At 59.5% G+C, this 22,209-nt stretch carries 20 protein-coding genes; 10 read left to right on the top strand and 10 right to left on the bottom strand.

Features of this window, described 5'->3' with window-relative positions; genetic code table 11:
- Positions 1 to 70: 70 nt before the first annotated feature.
- Complete coding sequence (locus tag KGA88_RS18730; protein ID WP_223593401.1) at positions 71 to 412, bottom strand: hypothetical protein; 342 nt, start codon at positions 410 to 412, stop codon at positions 71 to 73.
- A 72-nt stretch (positions 413 to 484) separates the two neighbouring features.
- On the opposite strand from KGA88_RS18730, the gene KGA88_RS18725 reads away from it, so the two are divergent.
- Positions 485 to 1,993 carry a sensor histidine kinase gene (locus KGA88_RS18725; protein WP_223593399.1) on the top strand — a complete coding sequence of 503 codons (1,509 nt, stop codon included), beginning with the start codon at positions 485 to 487 and terminating at the stop codon, positions 1,991 to 1,993.
- Positions 1,994 to 2,049: 56 nt separating this feature from the next.
- Here KGA88_RS18725 and KGA88_RS18720 read toward each other — a convergent pair whose 3' ends face one another.
- From KGA88_RS18720 to KGA88_RS18695, 6 genes are all read right to left on the bottom strand, one after another.
- Positions 2,050 to 2,745 carry a response regulator gene (locus KGA88_RS18720; protein ID WP_223593397.1) on the bottom strand — a complete coding sequence of 232 codons (696 nt, stop codon included), beginning with the start codon at positions 2,743 to 2,745 and terminating at the stop codon, positions 2,050 to 2,052.
- Positions 2,746 to 3,194: 449 nt separating this feature from the next.
- On the bottom strand, positions 3,195 to 4,028 hold the full coding sequence (locus tag KGA88_RS18715) for a class I SAM-dependent methyltransferase (protein WP_110659476.1): 834 nt from the start codon (positions 4,026 to 4,028) through the stop codon (positions 3,195 to 3,197).
- Positions 4,022 to 5,179 carry an acyltransferase family protein gene (locus KGA88_RS18710; RefSeq protein WP_223593395.1) on the bottom strand — a complete coding sequence of 386 codons (1,158 nt, stop codon included), beginning with the start codon at positions 5,177 to 5,179 and terminating at the stop codon, positions 4,022 to 4,024. Before KGA88_RS18710 ends, KGA88_RS18715 begins: the two co-directional genes overlap by 7 nt.
- On the bottom strand, positions 5,176 to 6,060 hold the full coding sequence (locus tag KGA88_RS18705; protein ID WP_223593393.1) for a class I SAM-dependent methyltransferase: 885 nt from the start codon (positions 6,058 to 6,060) through the stop codon (positions 5,176 to 5,178). The genes KGA88_RS18710 and KGA88_RS18705 overlap by 4 nt, the downstream gene beginning before the upstream one ends.
- Positions 6,057 to 7,352 (bottom strand): glycosyltransferase, encoded by a 1,296-nt coding sequence (locus tag KGA88_RS18700; RefSeq protein ID WP_110659473.1) that lies wholly within the window; start codon positions 7,350 to 7,352, stop codon positions 6,057 to 6,059. Before KGA88_RS18700 ends, KGA88_RS18705 begins: the two co-directional genes overlap by 4 nt.
- The gene (locus KGA88_RS18695; RefSeq protein WP_223593386.1) at positions 7,346 to 8,923 is read right to left on the bottom strand and encodes a glycosyltransferase; all 1,578 of its coding nucleotides are present in this window, start codon (positions 8,921 to 8,923) and stop codon (positions 7,346 to 7,348) included. Before KGA88_RS18695 ends, KGA88_RS18700 begins: the two co-directional genes overlap by 7 nt.
- A gap of 423 nt (positions 8,924 to 9,346) precedes the next feature.
- Here KGA88_RS18695 and KGA88_RS18690 point away from each other — a divergent pair, with 423 nt between their 5' ends.
- From KGA88_RS18690 to KGA88_RS18650, 9 genes are all read left to right on the top strand, one after another.
- Positions 9,347 to 10,261 (top strand): GDP-mannose 4,6-dehydratase, encoded by a 915-nt coding sequence (locus KGA88_RS18690; RefSeq protein WP_110659471.1) that lies wholly within the window; start codon positions 9,347 to 9,349, stop codon positions 10,259 to 10,261.
- Positions 10,258 to 11,229 (top strand): GDP-mannose 4,6-dehydratase, encoded by a 972-nt coding sequence (gene gmd, locus KGA88_RS18685; RefSeq protein WP_056722724.1) that lies wholly within the window; start codon positions 10,258 to 10,260, stop codon positions 11,227 to 11,229. The genes KGA88_RS18690 and gmd overlap by 4 nt, the downstream gene beginning before the upstream one ends.
- Positions 11,230 to 11,232: 3 nt before the next feature.
- Entirely contained in the window at positions 11,233 to 12,675 is a 1,443-nt protein-coding gene (locus KGA88_RS18680) for a mannose-1-phosphate guanylyltransferase/mannose-6-phosphate isomerase (protein ID WP_110659470.1), read from the top strand.
- Positions 12,676 to 13,473, top strand: coding sequence for an ABC transporter permease (locus KGA88_RS18675; protein ID WP_110659469.1), 798 nt, complete (start codon positions 12,676 to 12,678; stop codon positions 13,471 to 13,473).
- Positions 13,473 to 14,726: an ABC transporter ATP-binding protein gene (locus tag KGA88_RS18670; RefSeq protein WP_223593384.1), complete on the top strand. Its 1,254-nt coding sequence runs from the start codon at positions 13,473 to 13,475 to the stop codon at positions 14,724 to 14,726. Before KGA88_RS18675 ends, KGA88_RS18670 begins: the two co-directional genes overlap by 1 nt.
- Complete coding sequence (locus tag KGA88_RS18665; RefSeq protein WP_223593382.1) at positions 14,723 to 16,090, top strand: glycosyltransferase family 4 protein; 1,368 nt, start codon at positions 14,723 to 14,725, stop codon at positions 16,088 to 16,090. Before KGA88_RS18670 ends, KGA88_RS18665 begins: the two co-directional genes overlap by 4 nt.
- Complete coding sequence (locus KGA88_RS18660) at positions 16,074 to 17,204, top strand: glycosyltransferase family 4 protein (RefSeq protein WP_110659466.1); 1,131 nt, start codon at positions 16,074 to 16,076, stop codon at positions 17,202 to 17,204. Before KGA88_RS18665 ends, KGA88_RS18660 begins: the two co-directional genes overlap by 17 nt.
- A 1-nt stretch (position 17,205) precedes the next feature.
- On the top strand, positions 17,206 to 18,336 hold the full coding sequence (locus KGA88_RS18655; protein ID WP_223593379.1) for a glycosyltransferase family 4 protein: 1,131 nt from the start codon (positions 17,206 to 17,208) through the stop codon (positions 18,334 to 18,336).
- 95 nt (positions 18,337 to 18,431) lie between these two features.
- Positions 18,432 to 19,349 (top strand): LysR family transcriptional regulator, encoded by a 918-nt coding sequence (locus KGA88_RS18650; RefSeq protein ID WP_223593377.1) that lies wholly within the window; start codon positions 18,432 to 18,434, stop codon positions 19,347 to 19,349.
- Here KGA88_RS18650 and KGA88_RS18645 read toward each other — a convergent pair.
- From KGA88_RS18645 to KGA88_RS18635, 3 genes are read right to left on the bottom strand one after another with little or no spacing between them, the layout of a single operon-like run.
- A complete protein-coding gene (locus tag KGA88_RS18645; RefSeq protein WP_223593375.1) occupies positions 19,346 to 19,957 on the bottom strand; it encodes an RraA family protein in 612 nt (203 codons plus the stop codon). The two genes, KGA88_RS18650 and KGA88_RS18645, sit on opposite strands and share 4 nt — an antisense overlap.
- Complete coding sequence (locus tag KGA88_RS18640; RefSeq protein ID WP_223593373.1) at positions 19,950 to 20,342, bottom strand: RidA family protein; 393 nt, start codon at positions 20,340 to 20,342, stop codon at positions 19,950 to 19,952. The genes KGA88_RS18645 and KGA88_RS18640 overlap by 8 nt, the downstream gene beginning before the upstream one ends.
- A gap of 17 nt (positions 20,343 to 20,359) precedes the next feature.
- Positions 20,360 to 21,739: an MFS transporter gene (locus tag KGA88_RS18635; RefSeq protein WP_223593371.1), complete on the bottom strand. Its 1,380-nt coding sequence runs from the start codon at positions 21,737 to 21,739 to the stop codon at positions 20,360 to 20,362.
- Positions 21,740 to 22,209 lie beyond the last annotated feature (470 nt).

Here is a 22,209-nt window from a genome sequence, read left to right as displayed (position 1 = left end):
TGAGCGCGGATTGAACAGAAGGTGCAACTTGCTAAAGGCCCCGTCACGTATCGGGGCTCTATGCATCTGTTCATGAAGCGCTCTCAGGCATAGGGGGCTTGTCACAGATGCCACACATCCAGCGATCAGAGTCATTGGCCGGAACAGGCTCGCGAAGATCGCCATGGTCCGGGACATCTCGAGGGGTGATGGCACGGTTCTGCGTCCATGCGGCTTCGTCAACAAGCCTTTTATCCATGAGAAAACCGGTATCGACTACGAATTGACTAGTATGTATTGGAGCGTGGTTCCACATGTCTGGTGGAGGCGTCAGGAAATCATTAAAAGCCACACTATTGGTCATGGCCCCCGGCTGTTGTTGCCGGAAATAGCGATTATCCAGACTGATTGAGAATCTTTTTAAAATACTCATCGCGCCTCCCGCCTTTAACCTCAAACGCCCGCATTGCACGCCTTTAAAATTGAGTATTGAGGTGCCACCCGGATGTGTACAGAGACGAAAGCCCAGTCAAATTCCGAGACTTTGGTCAACGAAACGGATCAGACCTTGGTCGAATCAGACACTGACCAAAAGTCCAGTGGCGCACTGCCAGGGAGACAGGGCGCCAGTGCGAAACTGCGCCATTTAAGCCGCTCAACCCAGTTCGTAATCTGCGCCACAATCATTCTGGGCCTGACCATGACGTTCGTTGGAAACCTCGTCAGCCAGAGCATCGAAGAGGCGACGCTGCAAACGGCGGCAGAGACGGGCGCGCGTTACATGCAGAACTTTCTCGAACCATTCGTCCAGGGATTAACCACTGCAAAGGGACTCCCCGATGAAACGATTCAGACCATCGATCATTTGCTGTCCAGCACCTCGCTCAGTACACACGTCCTCTCGGTGAAAATCTGGCTTCCAGACGGCACGATTGTCTACAGCACCGATAAATCCACGGTCCAGAAAACCTTCCCGACAGAAGAGATCTCACAGGCCTTGGCGGGCAAGATCTATACAGAGTTGGACAATGATTTTGAAGGTAATACGGTGGATGATATTGAGGATGCCTTTGAGCGAAGCCTGAATATTCCGCTCTATGAAATTTTTGCTCCATTGCGCGAAGCGGGGACTGGAAAGATTATTGCGGTGGGCGAGTTCTACGAAACCGCGGAAGCGTTACAGCGCGAAATCAATAACGTTCGCAAGAAAGTATGGGCAATTGTTGGCGCGGCAACGACGGCTATGATTTTGCTGTTGTTTTTTATCGTTCGGCGTGGCGACAAGATAATAAAACAGCATGAGGCAGCCCTTAAATGGCGAATGAATGAACAAGCCAGGTTGCACTCAAACAATGCGGCCCTTCAGCGCAAAGTCACTAAAGCCAATCGCGAATTCTCCAGAATCAATGAACTCACCCTGCGCCGGATCGGGGCGGATCTTCATGATGGTCCTGCCCAGCTGTTGTCACTGATTCTGCTGCGCCTTGAGGAGCTCGCAGATTCGCAAGGAGGCGCCGATGCAGAAGCCCTCGAAATGATCAAGCGTGCCGGTGAAGATGCTTTAAACGAAGTGCGGGAAATATCACTCGGCCTGGCACTTCCGGAAGTCAATGACCTGACCCTGCACGATGCGCTGGTATTGCTTGCCGAGCGGCACGAAGAGCGAACCGAGACGCGCGTTGATCTGGCGCTGGACACTCTTCCGGACGACATACCGATCGCGCTTAAAATTGGCATTTACCGCTTCGCCCAGGAAGCGTTGAACAATGCCTATATTCACGCAGGAGGAAAAGGCCAAAAACTCAGCGCCTCTCATACCGAAGGGCTACTGGAAGTACAAGTCGAGGACGCGGGAGTGGGTATTTCAAGCGAGAAACCGAGTGTGCCAGGCCGAGGTAGAACTCGTCTGGGCCTTGTCGGCATGCGCTATCGCGTCGAATCCCTCGGCGGCGTATTCATCATTGAATCGGCGCCCCATGCCGGAACCAAAGCCAGGGCGCAGTTCAAAATCTGATCTGGACCCGAATGATCGTTGTGCTCAAGCCATCGCAAGCGCTTATGGCTCGCTACTCAGCGTCCGCTGTCATTCAAGTCGCGGCGTTGAAGAGCACCACACAGGCTGGATATATGGTCACCTTCCCAATGCCGTAGCACTGCTGCGACCGCCTGCGTGCGGTTACGAACGTGCAGCTTGTACATGACATTCGTCATGTAGTGCTTGATGGTCTTCTCGCAGAGCTCGAGCTTGATGGCAACTTCGCGGTTAGTCAGGCCCTTCGATACCTCCCGGATAACCTGTTCTTCGCGATGGGTCAGCTCGATTTTTTGCTTGTCCCCCGCGTGCTTCCTGATATTGCTTAACAGCTTGCCGGCCAGTTTGGTTGTAATGAAGGTTTCACCCCCGGCAACATTTCTGATGGCTTGTACCAGCTCAGGACCGCTTATGCCTTTCAACGCATACCCCTGCGCGCCCGCTTCGAGGGCGGAATAGGCGTCTTCGATGGACTCGGATACCGTCAGCATCAAAATTTTAACGGCCGGCGAAGAAGCCGAGATCGCTCGCACGGCAGCAAAGCTATCGCCCGGCATATTTACATCCATCAGCAAAACATTCGGGGCAAAACGAGCGGCAATTTCCAGGGCATCATCGGCAGACCCGCCCTGCTCGACCACCTCAAAGTCAGCTATTTTCTTCAGCGCCATTGTGACTCCATCCCTTAACAGCGGGTGATCGTCAACAATGCCAATCTTGATCATGGAATTCATAAGAAGCTCCTCATCAGAGGCGATGGAGCCGCATGCTGGCGTCGCGCGTATCATTTTTTTACCCCTCGCGTCATGCCGAGTCCGACAAGCCCCCTCGTCTCCATGATGCCCGGGACGACAGATGTTGCGGGCTCCAGAGGGGCTGCAACAAATGAGCCATTACCCCAGGGCGAAGAAAAAGCTCAGATTAATGAAGAGGATATTTCTTAATATTTCAAACGAGAGAAAGGGTGAGGGGGGAATTTTCCTCAAATCTGGTGGTAACCGCCCGTTGGGGTGGGTGAAATGCCCCATTTATGGAGACTGTTCACCCGGCCGCTTTTGGCGGGATTTGCTTGCCCTCGCAGCCTGGCGGATTTTGCTGATCTGGCTCGATGCAATGCTGCGGGACGGCGCCCATGGCGGTGCCGGACGGTCTGTTGCAGACCGTCACTCCCACAGTTGGCTAATCAGGGTTTGCGCGCAATGATCACCTGGCTCTTCGCCACCACGGCATCCAGCGCCTGCTTGATCTGTGCGCCCCGTGGCGAAGCCAGGATCGCCTGCCAGGTATCCGCCCAGTGGTTGAGCAACGGATGGTCCGGGTTGCTGAAATCGACCTTGGCTTCCCAGAACAACAACATCCACATCGACCAGTAGAATCCGTACTGGCTGTGGCTGATCACTTCCAGGCCGGCATCGCTGACCATGGCCTTGAACTGCTCTTCGCTGATGATGCGAATGTGGTTGGGCTTCTGGAAATACTCGGCCGCCGCGATGTCTTTCTGCAGGTCTTCAGAGCTTGGATGCGGGACGCTCAGCAGGTACAGCGCGCCCGGTTTACCGACGCGCACCAGTTCAGCGAGAAACTGCGCCGGATCGTCCACGTGCTCGATGACCTCGGTCGACACCACCCGCGTGGCGGTCGCGTCGGCAATCGGCAGCGGGTTGCAGTCGGTGACATGGCACTCGACGTCGCGGGCCGGTGTATCGCCCAGGCGCTGGCGGGTCGCTTCGACCTTGGCCGCGTCGATATCGGCGATGATGATCTTCGCCCCGCGCATCCCGCAGAAATGCACGTTGCCGCCGTCGCCACAGCCCACATCCAGCAGTGTGTCCTCGGGGGTCACCGGAAAGCCGGTGAACAGCTCGCCCGTCTGCTGATTGAACCAGCCACTGAGCATCGCGTCGTGCAGGCCGAGCATATAGGGATCGACCTTCTCCGCCACTGGCGCCACGGGCGGTGTCTCTGGCTGCACAGGCGCGGGCGTGCCCGCCGTGAGTTTCTTCAAAAGGCTCAGCATGAGGTGGCTCCAGAGGATGAGACGGCTGTTCGGGAGGTGCCCAGGCGCTTGACCAGCGAGGCGCCGCGGTTGCGCATGGGCATTTCGATGTAGCGATAGTTGAGTTCGCTCAGCAGCACGATCAGGCCGCCAGCCATCAGCAACATCAGAATCGGATGGCCAGCCGGACTGGGCAGCCCGGCAGCCTGTAAACGGAAAATGAATTCGCGGACCAGCAAGTAGGCCGGGATATGGATCAGGTAAATCCCGTAGGAACGGCTGCCGACCCACGTCATCAGGTTCTTGAACATGCCGCGCGGCAACAGGTAATCGCGGTTGTAGGACGCGATCCAGACGAGCACCGCGCACAGCACCGCAATCACGCCGATCCGGTAAGAAGTGAAGGTGAAACGATCCGTTGCCATGAAGCTGAGCAGCAGCGCCACCGCGACCAGTGCGGCAACACCCGCCCATGGACGACGCAAGCATGTTGGTTCCCAGCGCAGGTACGACGGTTGCGTACTCCACATCGCCAACAGCACGCCAAGGGCCAGCGCGTCGGTGCGCACCACCATCAGGATCGGCGTGCGCAGGGTGAACAATTGCAGCGCCACCAACGCCAGCAACGCCCAGACCAGGTGTTTGCGAAACAGCACGATCATCAGCGGAAACAGCAGGTAGAACTGCTCTTCCAGCGCCAGGCTCCAGTACACGAAGCTGGTGCCGTACTCATAGCGATAGAAACTGTCGGCAAAGCGGAAATTGGCGTACTGCGCGACGCCGGCCAGGGTCGCCTGAATGTTTGCGTGCAGCGTGCCGAACGCGCCGGAGCGGTTGAGAAAAAGGCACGCCAGTAACATCAGGGCCAGCCATAACCAGGCCGACGGCAGCAAACGAAAGGCCCGGCGTAACCAGAAGTTGCGCGTCTGCTGCCAATATTCCCGGCGCGTTGTGCAGCGGCGCATGGCCGGGATCAGGCTGCGGGCAATGACGAAGCCCGAGATCGCGAAAAACAGATCCACGCCCCACCACGGCTGGCCGTACGGCGTGATGCTCTGCAACAACGGCACAGCCGCCGCGAACAGGCTGTCCTGCAGGTGATGAAACAGCACGCCAAGCACCGCAATGCCGCGCAACAACTCGATGTCCATGATCCGTTTTTCGTTGCTCATGCGCCCTCCTGGACATGAGGTTTGCGGGCAATGATCACCTGGCTCTTGGGCATGAACCGGTCGAGCATCTGCTTGATCGCCAAGCCGTCCGGCTGGGCCAACAAGTCCTGCCAGGTTTTCGCCCAGCTCTCCATCAGCGGCGGATACGGCGCCTGGATCCGGTCGCGAACCGCACCACCCAAATCACGCCCGGCGGCCCGCTCGCTGGCCCAGAAAAAGATCATGCCCATGACCCAGAAAAAACCAGTGGCCTGGCGATGCTCGATGACCAGGCCCGCGTCTTCCACCAGGGCGGCGAATCGCTCGGCGCTGAAAATCTGCACGTGATTGGGCGATTGAAAATAGCTGGCCGGGGCGATGCCCTTCTGCAAATGCTCGCCCACCGGGGACGGCACGCTCAGCAGGTACAACGCACCGGGGCGGCCCATGCGCACCAGTTCGGCCATGAAAGGCTCTGGCTGATCGATGTGTTCGAGCACTTCCATGCACACGACTTTACTGGCGCAGCCACCGGCCAAGGGCAGCGGCAAACTGTTGCTGACCAGTCCCAGGTTCGGTTTGTCCGATTGCGCGGCCACTTGCCGGGCAAGCTCGCGGACCTTGTCGTGCTCACTGTCGGTGAAGATCACCGAAGCGCCCTGGCGGACCGCGAACAAGGTGGCCACGCCTTCGCCGCAACCGACATCCAGCAAGGTGTCGTCGGCAGTGATGGCAAAGCCCTTGAGCAATTCGCCGCTGTCGCCTGAAAACCACCCGTCATGCATTGCATCGTGCAAGCCCACATCTCTTGGTGACACGCGGGATTGCTCGACCGGCAACGGCGCGGGCTGGGGCTCGGGTTTCGTCTCTGGAAAGAAACGTCTGACCAATGCGCGAATCATGCCTCAGGGGTTTCCACGGCACGGTTCTCGAACAGACGCTCAAAAAAAACGGCAAGCCGCTGCTCGGCAGTGGCCTGGCTGCAGAATTTCCTGAGGCTGGTCACTGCGTGCACGGACATCTGTGCATAACGCTCGGGATCACCCTTGGCCACGTCATAGCTTGATTGGTAAGCCCTGCACAAAGACGCCCAATTGGTGACGTAGCGCAAGGTACGAAACGCCCTGCGCGGATCATGTGGCCAGGCCGTCAGCTCGTCGGTGGAGTCAATCAGGAATGCATTATCGGCATCCAGATAATCGATCATCGCCGTAGTTCGTGGCGCCACCGCCGGTTTGCCACAGGACATGAACTCCATCAGCGGAAGACATTGGCCTTCGCCGTAGGACGTGTTGACCACGTAACTCGTGGCTTGCACCAGTTGCTCATAGTCCGCGTCAGCCAGATAACCGTAAATCAGCACGACCCGGCAGCGGTAAGACTGGTTTTTGTACAAGTGGTGAAGGATGTCAGTCAGCGCTTCTTCGGCATCGTGGTGCGTCAATTTGAGCACCAGCGTTGCGTCCTCCACCTCGCGAAACGTCACGCAAAAGGCACTGAGCATGTCTTCCCAATTCTTGCGTCCATCACCGGGGTTGAACACCGAGGTGTAAATAACGCCATCGAGAACCAACTCGTGTTCACTCGCCGGGGCCTCGAAATCAATCCCCACACCTTCGCGGGTTGCCACGGGGCCGAAGGCTCGCAAGTCGAGTTCACGGCTGTCTGCCAGCAACCCCTTGAGCGTCAACCGCACCTGATTGGCCAAGGGCTGACGTTGCAAGTGGGCGCCGCGCTCGGAAAAACGGTCCCATACAGGGGCTGGTACCGCGATGATCGGAAAGTCGGCGCCCATCGCATCGCGCACCGCATTCACGGTGTAGCTGGAATGTGTAATCGCCGCACCCGCTGCCCGCAACACCGTGCGCCAGTCGTTGAGCGGGTCTCCGGCAAAGGGTTCGTTGGGGATGGTGCTGAATTCCCACGCGAACACCGGCAGCGTCGGGCAGGTGAAATTGACCGGCGTACGATGAGGCGGTGAGAACGACAGGAACACGCACGCTTCACCACGGGACAAACAATCCATGTACAAGGCATCGACTTCGACCTGCGGGTCGCTGACCTCTACCACTCGCCCCAGCCGCTCCAGCACGGGGCGGTACTCCTTGAGCACGAAGTAATAGCTGTACTCCGAGCGGCCAAGGTTCTGGGCAATGGTGTACTGGTTGGTTTCCGAATGAATGATGATCAGCATGAGGCGTTATCCGTCACGGTTGCTGTCGGCAAAGCCTGTGGCGCCAGCCCGAAAAAATCCGCCATGCGCTTCTGCACCGGGTCGAAAGCGCAGTAACCGTGCATGCGTTCGACGGCGGCGAGGGACATGCGCTGATACTCCAGCGGTTGCTCCTTGGCCAGACGGTAGCTGTTTTCGTAAGCGGTTTTCAGCGAACCCCAATCCGGCCGATAACGCAGGGTGCGGTAAATGATGCGAGTGTCCTGCGGCCAGATGGTCAGCTCTTCGCTGGACTTGACCACAAACGCCACGCGCTCATCGATGTAGTCCTCCATGGCCGTGTGATCCGGGGCAATCACCGGTTTACCGCTGGCCATGAACTCCATCAACGGCAGGCACAGCCCCTCGCAGCGCGAGGCATTGACGTAGTAACTGGCAGCTTCGTACAGCCGGGCATATTGCGGGTCGTCCAGGTAGCCGTGCATGACCACCACCCGACAGGCGAACGGGGACAGCTGCGCAAGCAACGTCATCAGTTCATCGTGGTAGGACGACAGATCGCTTTGGGTAATCTTCAGCACCAGCGTCGCGTCAGGCGTTTCGCGGAACGCCCAGCAGAATGCGGTGATCAGTTGATGCCAGTTCTTGCGACCGTCACGCGGGTTGAACACGGTGACGTACACCACACCATCAACCTGTGTTTCGACCTGGGCGGTGGTGTCCGGCCACTGTCGCGGTTCCGGCTCGGGCATTGCGATCGTCTGCGGGCCGGCGATGGACGGCAACCAGTCAGCAAGACGCTCATGGGCGGCTTCCGACAACAAGTCACGAATCCCTTCCCAATACCACTGGCTTAGAAAATGAGTGCGATGCACCGGGACCGGCAGCGATTTGCCTTTGTCCAGGCGCCACATGTGTAGGTAATGGCGAGCAATCACCAAGCGGCGCTTGAGCGTCAGCGGCGGTGGCTTCAATGCCTCCAGCTCGGCCTCGAGCGCCGCCAGTTCCTCGGCGGTCGGCACGACGGGAATCAGTGCATCAGCGCTCAGTCCGAGTGTGCGTGTATCGAAGATGCAACCCTTGATGTCCAGGGTCGAGCCGGTGCTGATCGGGACGCCGGTCTGGCGACTCCGGATGTCGGCGAAGCTTTCCCACAACGGCGTCGGCAACACCAGCACGGGAAAGTCTTCACCCATGGCCCGACGAATGGCCCGGGCGGTATGGCTGGAGAGTGTGATCACCCGCCCCTGCCGCGCCAGCATTTGTGTCCAGTCCTGGCGCGGGTCGTTATCCCATTGTTCATCGGGAATCGAATCGAACTCCCAGGCCACCACACAGATCGTCGGGCACTCAAGGTCGTTCGGGGTTTTCTGCGGCGGCGTAAACGACAGGAACAGACTGTCTTCGCCAGCGGCCAATAACTGTTTGTAGAGTGGATCGACCTCGGCGGTGGAGGACACCACATGCACTCGCCCAAGGCTTTCGAGCACAGGGCGATAGGCCTTGAGCACGAAGTAATAACTGTATTCGGGACGACCGAGGCTCTGGCTGATGGAGCCGTCGTTGATATCCGAGTAAAGAATGAAATTCATGGCATCCCACGATGAAACCGCCATCCCGACAGCCTCACTCTGTGACGGTAAAGCCATGGATCGAGTGGGCATGCGCCAGTCCTCGTCCATCGTCTTTTTGCCCGTCTACGTTCTTGTTTTAAAGGACAGATTCGCGGAGTCTCGGAGCAATCCACACGAACCCCGGGTAATCGTGACGAGGGGCATTCTAAACACATCCATCGAGGGTTCGTGAACCGTCCGACGAGAATAAATCAGGCTACGCTGAGGAGAACTGACCGGTCACGATTGGACTTGTTGAAATTACCGAGCAAATGGCACAGATTGGCTACCAAACAACTACAACAAACATTTCAGCCGTCTTTCGAGCCATCCTTTTGACTCATGAAACTTTCCATAAAGCCTGTGGGAACTGGATGAAATGTATGACCAAGGGGCCGCTGTTTGAAAAAACGTCTGTTTGTCACGGGTCTGAGTGGATTCGTAGGACAACACATCCAATCGCGTTTGCAAGCTGACGCCTCGGAATGGGAACTGTTGCCTGTTCCCGGGCGCTACGATCTTGCCGCGCCGGATAGCCTCGAAGGCTTGTGGCCGGTCATGCCAGATGCGGTGATTCACCTGGCCGGCCAGACGTTCGTCCCGCAGGCTTTTCGTGATCCGGCCGCTACCCTGAACATCAATCTGCTGGGCACCCTGAACCTGCTGCAAGCCCTCAAGGCACGCGGCTTCAGCGGCACGTTTTTGTACGTCAGCTCCGGCGATGTCTATGGCCAGGTCGCGCAAGAGCATCTGCCCATCACTGAATTGCAACCACCCTGCCCGCGCAATCCCTATGCCGTGAGCAAACTGTCGGCAGAGTTCCTGAGTTTGCAGTGGGGCCTGAGCGAAGGCTGGCCGGTGCTGGTCGCACGCCCGTTCAACCATATCGGCAGCGGGCAGAAAGACAGCTTCGTCATCGCCGGCGCCGCGCGTCAGATCTGCCGGATCAAACAAGGCCTGCAGGCACCACGACTGGAGGTCGGGGACGTCGACGTCACGCGCGATTTCCTCGATGTCGGGGACGTGGTCTCGGCCTACCTGGCCTTGCTGGACAAAGGCACGCCGGGGCAGGTCTACAACATTTGCTCGGGGCGCGAGCAGAGCATTCGCAGTTTGATCGAACAACTGGCAGATCTTGCCCAGGTCGATCTGCAACTGGTCCAGGACCCTGCGCGACTTCGCCGCGCGGATCAGCGTCGGGTGTGTGGCAGCCCAGCCAGGCTGGCCCAAACCACCGGATGGAAGTCTGAAATCACAACACAACAATCCCTGCGGGCGATCCTGTCCGACTGGGAGAAGCGAGTACGACAAGAATGACTAAAAGTGCATTGATCACGGGGATCACCGGCCAGGATGGCGCGTATCTGGCCAAACTGCTGCTCGACAAGGGTTACAAAGTCCACGGCCTGGTCGCGCGTCGCAGCAGCGACTCACGCTGGCGCCTGCGCGAGATGGGGGTCGAGGCGGACATCGTCTACCTGGACGGCGACATGGCCGATGCCTGTTCAGTGCAGCGCGCGGTGATCAAGTCGGCGCCGGACGAGGTCTACAACCTCGCCGCGCAAAGCTTTGTCGCGGCCTCCTGGGATCAACCGGTGACCACCGGCATCGTTGACGGCCTGGGCGTTACCCACCTGCTCGAAGCGATCCGCCAGTTCAGTCCGCACACGCGTTTCTACCAGGCATCCACCAGCGAAATGTTCGGCCTGATCCAGGCCGAGCAGCAGGACGAGAACACGCCGTTCTATCCGCGCAGCCCTTATGGCGTGGCCAAGCTGTATGGCCACTGGATCACCGTGAACTACCGCGAAAGTTTCAACCTGCACGCCAGCAGCGGGATTCTGTTCAACCATGAATCACCGTTGCGCGGCATCGAGTTCGTGACGCGCAAAGTCACCGACGCCGCCGCGCGCATCAAGCAGGGCAAGCAGCAGGAACTGCGCCTGGGCAACATCGACGCCAAGCGCGACTGGGGTTTTGCCGGGGACTACGTCGAAGCCATGTGGCTGATGCTGCAACAGGACAAACCCGACGACTTCGTGGTCGCCACCGGCGTGACCACCACCGTGCGCGAGATGTGCCGGATCGCCTTCGATCACGTGGGCCTGAACTACCGCGATTTCGTGAAGATCGACCCGGCGTTCTTCCGCCCGGCCGAAGTTGAAGTGCTGCTCGGCAACCCGGCCAAGGCCCAGCGAGTGCTGGGCTGGAAACCCAAGACAGACCTGGACACCTTGATCCGCATGATGATGGATGCGGACATGAAACGCGTCGCCAAGGAGTAGGCCATGCTGATTCCCGTGATTCTCTCCGGCGGTGCCGGGACAAGGTTGTGGCCGGTATCGCGTGAAGGCCATCCCAAACCGTTCATGGCCTTGCCTGACGGCCAGTCGCTGCTGGGCAAGACCTATCGGCGTGCCGCCGAGCTGCTCGACGGCTGGGGCGATATCGTCACGGTGACCAACCGCGAGTACTACTTCCAGAGCAAGGATCATTTTCGGGACGCACACCTTGGCCGCCATCGCGGCCACTTCCTGCTGGAGCCGACGGGGCGCAATACGGCGCCGGCGATTGCCGCCGCCGCCCTCTCCCTCCAGGCCCTTCACGGCGACGACGCGATCATGCTGGTCATGCCCGCCGACCATCTGATCGTCAATGTCGAGGCGTTGAAGGACGCGGTCGAGCATGCCGTGACGCTGGCCAGGCGCGGTCACCTGGTGACCTTCGGTGTGGTGCCGACGGCGCCGGAAACCGGTTTTGGCTACATTGAGGCCGGCACACCGCTGGACGACAAAGGCGCTGCCAGCGTGCGGCGCTTCGTCGAAAAGCCCGACCTGCAAACCGCGACGCATTACGTGGAAAGCGGCAACTTCCTGTGGAACTCCGGGATGTTCTGCTTCTCGGTCGCCACCCTGCTGGCCGAACTGCAAATTCATGCGCCCACGTTGCTGGAGCAGACGCAAACCTGCATGACCGCCAGCGCTGCGGTGGAAAACGCCGGGAGCGTGCAACAGGAACTGTCACCGGTATTGTTTGGCGAGATCATGGACATTTCCATCGACTACGCGTTGATGGAGCGCTCCGACAAGGTGGTCGTCGTGCCGGCCCGTTTCGACTGGAGCGACATCGGCTCCTGGGGTGCGGTAGCCGCGCTGGTACCGGCGGACGCACAGAACAACCGCACCGTCGGCGAGTCGATTTTCATCGACAGCCACAACAATTTCGTCCAGAGCGATAACCGCCTGGTCGCGACCGTGGGCGTGGACAACCTGATCATCGTCGACACCGCCGACGCGGTGCTGGTGGCCCACGCCGATCGCGCCCAGGATGTGCGTCGGGTGGCCAGGCAACTCAAGGACAAAGAGCACGAAGCCTATCGCCTGCACCGTACGGTCAGCAGGCCATGGGGCACCTACACCGTGCTGGAGGAAGGCCCGCGCTTCAAGATCAAGCGCATCGTGGTCAAGCCAGGCGCCAAGTTGTCGTTGCAGATGCACCACCATCGCAATGAACACTGGGTGGTGGTCGAAGGCATGGCCAAGGTCACCAACAACGGCACCGGCACTCACCTGGTGGCCAAGAACGAGTCGACCTTCATTGCCGCCGGTCACAAGCATCGCCTGGAGAACCCCGGCGTGATCGACCTTGTGATCATCGAAGTGCAAAGCGGCGAATACCTGGGAGAGGACGACATCGTCCGCTTCGAAGATCAATACGGCCGGACGGTTTGAATGCTGCTTTCCCTTTACCGCACGCTGAGCAGCTATCGGGGGTTCATCCTCGGTAGCGTCCAGCGAGAGTTTCAGGCTCGTTATCGCAATTCGTTGTTCGGTGCCCTGTGGACCGTGCTCAATCCGCTGTCGATGATCATTGTCTACACCGTGATTTTTTCCCACATCATGCGTGCCCGTTTGCCAGGGGTAGATGACGGCATGGCCTACAGCATCTATCTCTGCGCCGGGTTGTTGACCTGGGGCCTGTTCGCGGAAATCACGGTGCGCAGCCAGAACATGTTTCTGGATAACGCCAACCTGCTAAAGAAAATCAGCTTCCCACGGATCTGCTTGCCAGTGATCGTGCTGTTGAATGCCGGTATCAACTTCGCAATCATCATCAGCCTGTTCCTCGGTTTTCTGTTGATCACCGGTCGACTACCGGGCCTGGCGCTGTTGGCGCTCATTCCTCTGCTGGCGTTACAGGTGATGTTCTGTACCGGGCTGGGGATTATTCTTGGCGTATTGAATGTGTTTTTTCGCGATGTCGGGCAATTTTTCGCCATCTGTCTGCAGTTCTGGTTCTGGTTGACGCCAATCGTTTACCCGATGAGCATCCTGCCCGATTGGGTGCAGCGCTTGTTGCAACTCAATCCCCTGACCAACCTGATCACCAGCTACCAGAACATCTTCCTGTACGGCCAATGGCCCGTCTGGAGTTCGCTGCTGCCGATCATGGTCGCCAGCGTATTGCTCTTCGCCTTCGGGCTGCGGCTGTTTCGCCAGAGGGTCGGTGAAATGGTGGATGAACTCTGATGGGGCACATACGCGTCACCGGCCTGGGCAAGGCCTATAAACAATACCCTACACGCTGGAGTCGACTGGTTGAATGGCTGGTCCCGTTCTCGCCGATCCGCCATCGTCAGCACTGGGTGCTACAGGACGTGACCTTCCAGATTGCCCCCGGAGAATCGGTGGGTATCGTCGGGATCAACGGTGCCGGCAAGAGCACCTTGTTGAAGATGATCACCGGCACCACCCAACCCACCTGCGGCACTATTGAGCTCGAAGGCCGCGTCGCCGCCCTGCTGGAATTGGGCATGGGTTTTCATGCGGACTTTACCGGTCGGCAGAATGCGGTCATGGCCGGGCAACTGCTGGGTATGCAGGTCGAAGAGATAGAAGCGTTGATGCCGGAAATCGAACGTTTCGCGGAAATAGGCGACGCCATCGACCACCCGGTGCGCACCTATTCCAGCGGTATGCAAATGCGTCTGGCGTTCAGCGTGGCCACCGCGCGGCGCCCGGACATATTGATCGTCGACGAAGCACTGTCGGTGGGCGACGCCTACTTTCAGCACAAAAGTTTCGACCGCATCCGCAGCTTTCGCAAAGCCGGTACCACGCTGCTGATCGTCTCCCATGACCGAGGGGCGATTCAGTCGATCTGCGACTCGGCGATCCTCCTGGAAAACGGCCACATGGCCATGCACGACACACCCGAAGCCGTCATGGATTACTACAACGCCCTGCTCGCCGAGCGTGAAGGACAGACCGTGCGCCAGGAAGCCCTCGCTGGCGGCCAGGTCAGTACCATTTCGGGTACGGGTGAAGCCAGGATTCTGACCGTGCGCTTGCTCGACAAACATGAACGCCCCATCGACGCCGCCGAAGTCGGCCAGCCGGTCGTGCTGGAGGTGAATGTCGAGGTTCGCCAGGACATCGAACGGCTGGTACTGGGCTTCATGATCAAGGATCGCCTGGGCCAGGCCATGTACGGCATCAACACCCATCGCCTGGATCAGGCGCTGACCGATCTGCAAGCTGGCGAGCGCGTGACCTATCGCTTTGCTTTCGTCATGGGGTTGGGCAAGGGTAACTATTCCGTGGCGTTGAGCTTGTCACGCCTGGATTCGCACCTGGACCGCAACTTCGAGTGGCGCGATTACGGGTTGGTGTTCCATGTGATCAACAACCGGCACGAAGATTTTGTCGGCTGCTCGTGGCTGGCCGCGAAGACCACTGTCACGCGCTCGGGCGCGCCGGTCACTCCGGAGATCACGCCATGACGCGTCTTTTGGTGGAGTGCACGCACGTATTCCAGCACCCCAAGGTCAATTCGGGCATTCAGCGAGTGGTGCGCAACGTCGTCAATCAGCTACCGGAGTCTGTCGACGGCGTTGAATGCATCCCGGTTGTGTTGCTTAACGGCAAACTCTATCGGGTACTGAAACTCGGCGCGCTGAACATTCCGTTTTTCGATGCCTTGATGATCTTTGGCGGACGACTTGGGCGCTTGGCTCACCGCTTCTGGCAACTGCATCAGCGCCTGCACAACCGAAGCAACTCGCGGGTGATCAAGCGCCTGCTGCACGTGGCTTACCGGGTGACCGCGGTTACCTGCTTCGGCCTTCCACTGCGTGTGATCGAGGGCATCAACCGGTATCAATTGCCCAAACGTTGCACGCCGCTGCAGCACCAACCGGGAGATCAACTGGTGTTGCTGGATTCGTCCTGGCACACCGACTTTTTCCCGTTTGCCGAACAGCTCAAACGTGAAGGCGTGGGCATTGTTTCAGTGATCTACGATTTGATTCCCCTGACTCACCCACAGTTCTACGACACACGGCTGGTGCGGGTATTCAACGAGTGGTTCGACTGGATCACTCAAACCGCCGATGGCTACGTGGCCATTTCCGCCACTGTGCGTGACCAGGTGCGTGAGGAATTGCAGCGCCGCCTGGGTCCTGCCAAGACCAGTGAATTGTGGTTCGACTATTTCCACCTCGGCTCCGAACTGGATCTGAGCGAAGCCACGGCCGACGCCGAGCCCCGCCTGACGCGCATTTTCAAAACGCCAGAACCGGTGTTTTTGATGGTCAGTACCATCGAGCCGCGCAAAAACCACGACTACCTGCTGGACGCCTTCGAGCGGGTCTGGGCGGCAGGCTCCAATGCCCGGCTGTGCATTGCCGGGCGCGTCGGCTGGAAATGCGATGCACTGCTGGCCCGGGTCCGTAATCACCCGCAGCTGAACCAACGACTGTTCATGTTCAATGACCTGAGCGATACCAGCCTCGAACATGCCTACACCCACGCCAGCTCACTGGTGTTTCCGTCTTTTGTGGAAGGCTTCGGCCTGCCGCTGGTAGAAGCCATGCAGCGTGGACTGCCGGCCATGGGCAGTGACATTGCGGTCTTTCGCGAAATCGGCGGTGAGTTCATGGCGTACTTCGATCTGGCCGAGCCACAAAGCCTGGCTGATCTGGTCATTCGTTTCGAGAACAGCGGTCAATTCCCGGCCACTCGCGACGTCGCGGATTGGCGCTGGATCGGCTGGCGTGAAGCCAGTGCGCAATTGGCCGAACGCACACTGCGCAATCTCTCGGACGTGCCGCTCATACAAGAGAGGCAACATGCGCATTGCCCTTAACGCCCGGATTCTCCAGGCACCGCGAACCGGCATCGGCCACTACGTCGCTGAACTTGCGAACGCCCTGGCAGGTGAACCGGATATTGAACTGGCGCTGTTTCATGGCTGGGGCTGGAGTACTGTGCTGCCTGAAGCGGCCATGCCCGGTTATTCCCGACTGACACCATTGCTGCGGCAGATTCCGGGTGCCTATCAGGCCCGACGGTGGCTGGAGCAGAAACGCTTCGATCAAGGTCGCGCGCAAGCCATCGACCTCTACCACGAACCGAGTTTGTGGCCGTTGTCATTCGATGGCCCGACCGTCATCACCCTGCATGACCTGACTCACCTGCACTATCCCGAAACGCAGCCACCGGCGCGCTTGCGAGAAATCGAACGGCGCGTGGCCGACGGCGTGCGACAGGCAAGCCTGATTCTTACCGACTCGCAGTTCATTGCTGGCGAAGCCCAGGCACATTTCGGGTTACCGGCCGAGCGTTTTGTCGTCGCCCCTCTCGGTGTAGCCGCGCGTTTTCACCCGCGCTCCCCCGAGGCTATCGACGCCGTACTCAAAAGCCATGGCGTCGAAACGCGGGAGTATTTTCTCTGCGTCGGCACCCTGGAGCCGCGCAAGAACCTGACCCTGGCCCTGCGTGCCCATGCCCGACTGCCGGAAACCGTGCGCCAGCGTTTTCCGTTGCTGATCGCTGGCATGGCCGGCTGGCAGCGTGAGCAGTTCAACGACGAACTACGTTCGGCCCTCGCCTCAGGTCATGTGTGCCTTCTGGGGTACCTGCCCGATGAGGATCTGGCGCAGCTGCTGGCCGGTGCCCGGGCACTGGTCTTCCCCTCGTTGTACGAAGGGTTCGGCCTGCCGGTGCTGGAAGCCATGGCGAGTGGCACCCCGGTGATTCTGACGGGCGAATCGGCGATGCCGGAAGTGGCTGGCGATGCCGGCAACTATATCGAAACCCACGATCCGGACACGTTGCGCGATGCCATGCAGCGATTGATCGACGACCCGGCGCACTGGCAGGCCTGTCGCGAGGCGGGTTTGCAAAGGACGAAGCTTTTTTCCTGGGAGCGTTGCGCGACGGTGACTGCCCGCGCCTACCGCCAGGCTATGGAGAACTGATATGCGCGTTCTGCACTTTTACAAAACCTACTTGCCCGACTCCATGGGTGGCATCGAGCAAGTCATTTTCCAGATGAGCGAAAGCGGTGCGCGCCATGGTGTCGACAGCACGGTACTGACCCTGAGCAATAACCCGGCGCCGGACGTGTTGCAGATCCGCGAGCACCAGGTGCGACAGGCCAGGATGGACTTTCAACTCGCCTCCACGGGTTTTTCCTACAGCGTGTTCAAGCAGTTTCGTGAGCTCGCGGCTGAGGCCGACGTGGTCAACTACCACTTCCCCTGGCCCTTCATGGACCTGGTGCACTTTGTCAGTGCCAGCAAAAAACCCTGCGTGGTGAGTTACCACTCCGACATCATTCGCCAGCGTCATCTGCTCAAACTGTACCGTCCATTGATGCGCCGGTTCCTGGACAGCGCGGATCGAATCGCCGTGGCGTCCCCCAACTACTTTCACACCAGCGATGTGCTCAAGGACTACCGGGACAAGACCCGGGTCATTACCTACGGCCTGGACAAGTCGGGTTATCCGAAGCACGACGCGGCACGGACCGAGCGCTGGCGCCAGAAGCTGGGGGACAAGTTCTTCCTGTTCGTCGGGGTGATGCGCTATTACAAAGGGCTGCACATCCTGCTTGAAGCGATGCAGGGGCTGAACTATCCCGTGGTGATCGTCGGCGCCGGCCCGCTGGAAGCAGAACTGCATGCCCAGGCCAGGGCGCTGGGCCTGCAGAACCTGCACTTCCTCGGCTTCCTCGGTGACGAAGACAAGGTCGCCCTGCTCGAGCTGAGTTATGCGGTGGTGTTCCCGTCACACCTGCGCTCCGAAGCCTTTGGCATTTCGCTGCTGGAAGGCGCGATGTATGGCAAACCGATGATCTCCAGTGAGATTGGCACGGGCACCAGTTACATCAACATCCACAACGAGACCGGGCTGGTGGTGCCGCCGAGCAATCCATTGGCGTTCCGCGAGGCGATGCGCACGCTTTGGGAAAACCCGCTGCTGGCAGCACAAATGGGCGAGAAGGCGCAGGCCCGCTATCAAAATCTGTTTACCGCGGACGAAATGGGCCGCAAATGGGCGGCCTTGTATGAGGAGCTGCTGGAAGAAAAAGCCCTCGCCTACGCATGACGCCGATCCGGCGATGTAGAATTTCCATGGCTTGCGCACGCCGTGTGCAGGCCGTCGACTTTCTCTATCAACCTTTTCCTGACTGCTGACCGCCTATGCAACGCCTGCTCAATGACCGTCTGGACTGGAACCTGCTGCGCACCTTTCGAGTGATTGGCCAGGAGCTGAGCATCAGCCGCGCCGCCGCCCGCCTGCACCTGACGCAACCGGCCGTGAGCCAGGCCCTCAAGCGCCTGGAAGAACAACTGGGCCGCCAGTTGATTGCCCGCCGCGGGCCACGCTTTGCCCTGACCGAAGTCGGCGAGCAGATCTTCGCCCTGGCCGGGGAGATCTACGGGCAAATGTCCCAGGTCAGCAGTGTGCTGGATCAACCGGCCGACGAAGTGATCGGCAAAGTGCGGTTGCTGATCATCAGCCGGATCTTCTCCGAACGCTTTGATGACTTCCTCGCCGACTTCCATCGCCAATACCCGCGTGTGGATCTGGAAGTCGATGTGATGCGCAGCTCCGACATCGTCAGCGCCCTCCAGGAAAAAACCGCGACCTTGGGCCTCAGCCTCAATCGGCGCCCGCAGCCACGCCTGCAGCAGCGCTTGTTCCTGCGTCAGCGCTATGCGTTTTTCTGCGGCAAGCATCATGCGATGTTCGGCCAACAGGACGTCGCCGAAGGGGATTTGCAACGGGAGAACTTCGTCAGTTTCACCAGCGACCAGATCGGCGGCATGCTCTCGCCACTGACGATTTTCCGCGATCAGCAGGGTTTCAGCGGCCGCATCGTCGCCTCGTCACCGAGCCTGGAGGAAGTCCGGCGATTGGTGATCGCCGGCTTCGGTATCGGCTGTTTGCCCGAGCACGTGGTGGCGGCCGACGTCGACGCCGGATTGCTCTGGCGCCTGCCGCCCCACGAAGGGATTGCCGATGTCGACATTCATTTGCTGTGGAACCGCGAACAGCGCATGAGCCGGGCCGAGACGATCTTTCTCGAAACCCTGCAACAACGGCTGACAGACTAGACGCGCAAGACCTGTGCGACCGGCTCACCGGCGCGCAGGCGTTCGAGCAGGCGCGGCTCGGCGCGATCCGAGGCCAGCGCCTGCTCGATGACAGCCACCGCCGATGCCGTGTCAAGAAACAACACGCCGTTATCGTCCGCCAGCACCCAATCCCCCGGTTGCACCCTCACCCCGGCGCAGTGGATGGGCTGATTGATTGCACTGTCGCCGCGACCGTGCAGCTTGGTGGTCAACAGGCTGGTGCCACGGGCGAACACCGGTAACCCGGCTTCGCGCAGCTCCAGCAGATCAGTCACCGCGCCGTCCACGACAATGGCCACCGCCCCGGCGCAGTGTGCCGCGCAGCTCGTCACCGCCCCGACCGGGGCGTGCCGATCGTCGCCCCCGGTGTCGATCACCAACACGTCGCCCGGCCTGATCCGCGCCAGGGCCTGGTTGACGGCAATGGCATCGGCGCCCACCAGTTTCAGGGTCAACGCACGGCCAACGACTTTCACATTGGGCACCATGGCCCGCAATTGCGGCTCGGCAAATCCCTCTTCGAGAAAATGCCCGAGGGTCGGAAAGCTCACGGCCTTTAGCTGTTCGATCAGTTGCGCTTCATCCATGTTGCGGCTCCCTGGTTATCAGTTCGGCAACGCAGTCGATCTCCAGCGATACGCCCCACAGTGCCACGCACACCGTGGTGCGAGCTGGCGGCGCATGGCCGAGGAACTCGCGGTACACGGCGTTGAACGGCTCCAGTTGCGCGGGATCGGTCAGGTAGGCATTGACCTTGATCACGTGGCTGAAACCGGACCCGGCTTCAATCAGGATCGCTTCAAGGTTGTGCAAGGTTTGCCGTACTTGCTCGGGAAAATCAGCAGGCTGGTCGTCGAGACTGCCTTGGGCCGGAATCTGCCCGGCGGTGAACACCAGGTGGCCGCTGACCACGGCCTGGGAGTAAGGGCCGACCGGGCCGATGTAGCCCGGGGCCGATTGAATTCTGCGCATGTTTTTTACTCCTGGGATCAGGCCGTAGCGGATTTGAAGGGGTTGCCGGGGGCCGGATCGTTTGTCGGGACAACGCCGGGAACTTCGCTGATGTCTTTCTTGAAGGTCTCGGTCAGCAGCAATAACGCCACCAGGGAAATCAGGGCTGCGCCGATCATGTACCAGGCCACGGAAGAGCCTTTGCCCGTCGCGGCCAGCAATGCCGTGGTGACAATCGGCGTTGCCGCGCTGCCGAGCAGACCGGACAACATGTAGCTGATCGACAACCCGGAATACCGCACGCGGGTGCCGAACAGTTCAGCGAGGAAGGTCGCGATCGGCCCGTAGTTGGCAGCGAACGCGGTCATCAACAACAGGTAACCGAACACCACCATCGACAGCTCTTTGGTATCCATCAACCAGAACATCGGGAACGCCACCAGTGCTTCGGCGACGATGCCGCCGACAATGATCGGCTTACGCCCGACACGATCCGAGAGCGCGCCGAATACCGGCAACATGACGATGCACCAGGCGCAGGACAACAACACCACACCGAGCATCACACTGCGGCTGAAACCAAGGTTCTGCGTGCCGTAAGTCAAACCGAACGCGACGATAATGTTGAACGAAGCCCCCGTGGACATGGTGGCAATTCCGCCCAGCACCACTTGCTTCCAGTACTTGCGGAACACTTCCGCCAGCGGCATTTTCACTTGCACTTCGGCTTCCTTGACCTTGTTGAAGGCCGGGGTTTCCGAGATGTTCAGGCGGATGTACAAGCCGACGGCGATCAGCAATACGCTGGCCAGGAAGGGAATGCGCCAGCCCCAGGCCAACAGGTCCTCGGGGGACAGCCACGCCGCGATCAACAGGAAAGCCAGGTTGGCAATCATGGTCCCGGCCGGCACGCCGATCTGCACCCAGGAACCGTACAGGCCGCGCTTGTTGGCCGGCGCATGTTCCACCGCCATCAACACCGCCCCGCCCCACTCGCCACCCAATGCCAGGCCTTGCACGACCCTGAGCAGCAATAACAGGACCGGTGCCCAGATACCGATGGTTGCAAAGTCAGGCAACAAGCCGATGGCGAAGGTGGCCGCGCCCATGGTCAACAGCGAGATCAGCAGCATCGACTTGCGCCCCAGGCGATCACCGAAATGCCCGAACAACGCCGCACCGACAATCCGCGCCAGATAGGCCGAAGCGAAGGTGCCGAAAGCCAGCAGCGTGCCGATCAGCGGCACGAAATCCGGAAAGAACACTTTGTTGAACACCAGCGCCGACGCGGTGGCAAACACGAACAGGTCGTACCATTCCACGGTGGTGCCGATCACGCTGGCCACCGCGACTTTTTTCATGCTGATTGCAACTTCCGGTGGTGCGCCGGACTTTTCTGCGGACGATAGATCGCTCATCACTGTCTCCAGGAATTCTTCAAGAACTCGTTATTTAATTGTTTTGACTGGCAGTAAAACGGTTGAGGCGAAGGTTGTTGTTATGGCTCGCCCAACTGAGCGGGCGAGTTCGCAGAGCCTTTTTGGGGCTTGGAACCGGTCTCTTGTAGGAGCCGGCTTGCCGGCGATGGACTCCAGTGCGCCGCGTTTATCCGGTTTACACGCGTTATCGTTAACGACCATTGCTGGCAAGCCAGCTCCTACAAAAGACCACGTGACCTCCAAACCCTGTAGGAGCCGGCTTGCCGGCGATGGACTCCAGTACGCCGCGTTTATCCGGCTTACACGCGTTATCGTTAACGACCATCGCTGGCAAGCCAGCTCCTATGTATGGACTCGCCCCCACTGTCTACCCGCTTTTGAAAAACCGCTGCCCCGTTGCATCTATGTATTAGGCCTATTCGTGGAAGCCGTCTTCGGCTTCTGGCCAA

Source organism: Pseudomonas sp. A-R-19 (genome assembly GCF_019956575.1).
In the GTDB taxonomy this organism is placed as follows: Bacteria; Pseudomonadota; Gammaproteobacteria; order Pseudomonadales; family Pseudomonadaceae; genus Aquipseudomonas.
This window is presented reverse-complemented; position numbering and strand designations above follow the sequence as displayed.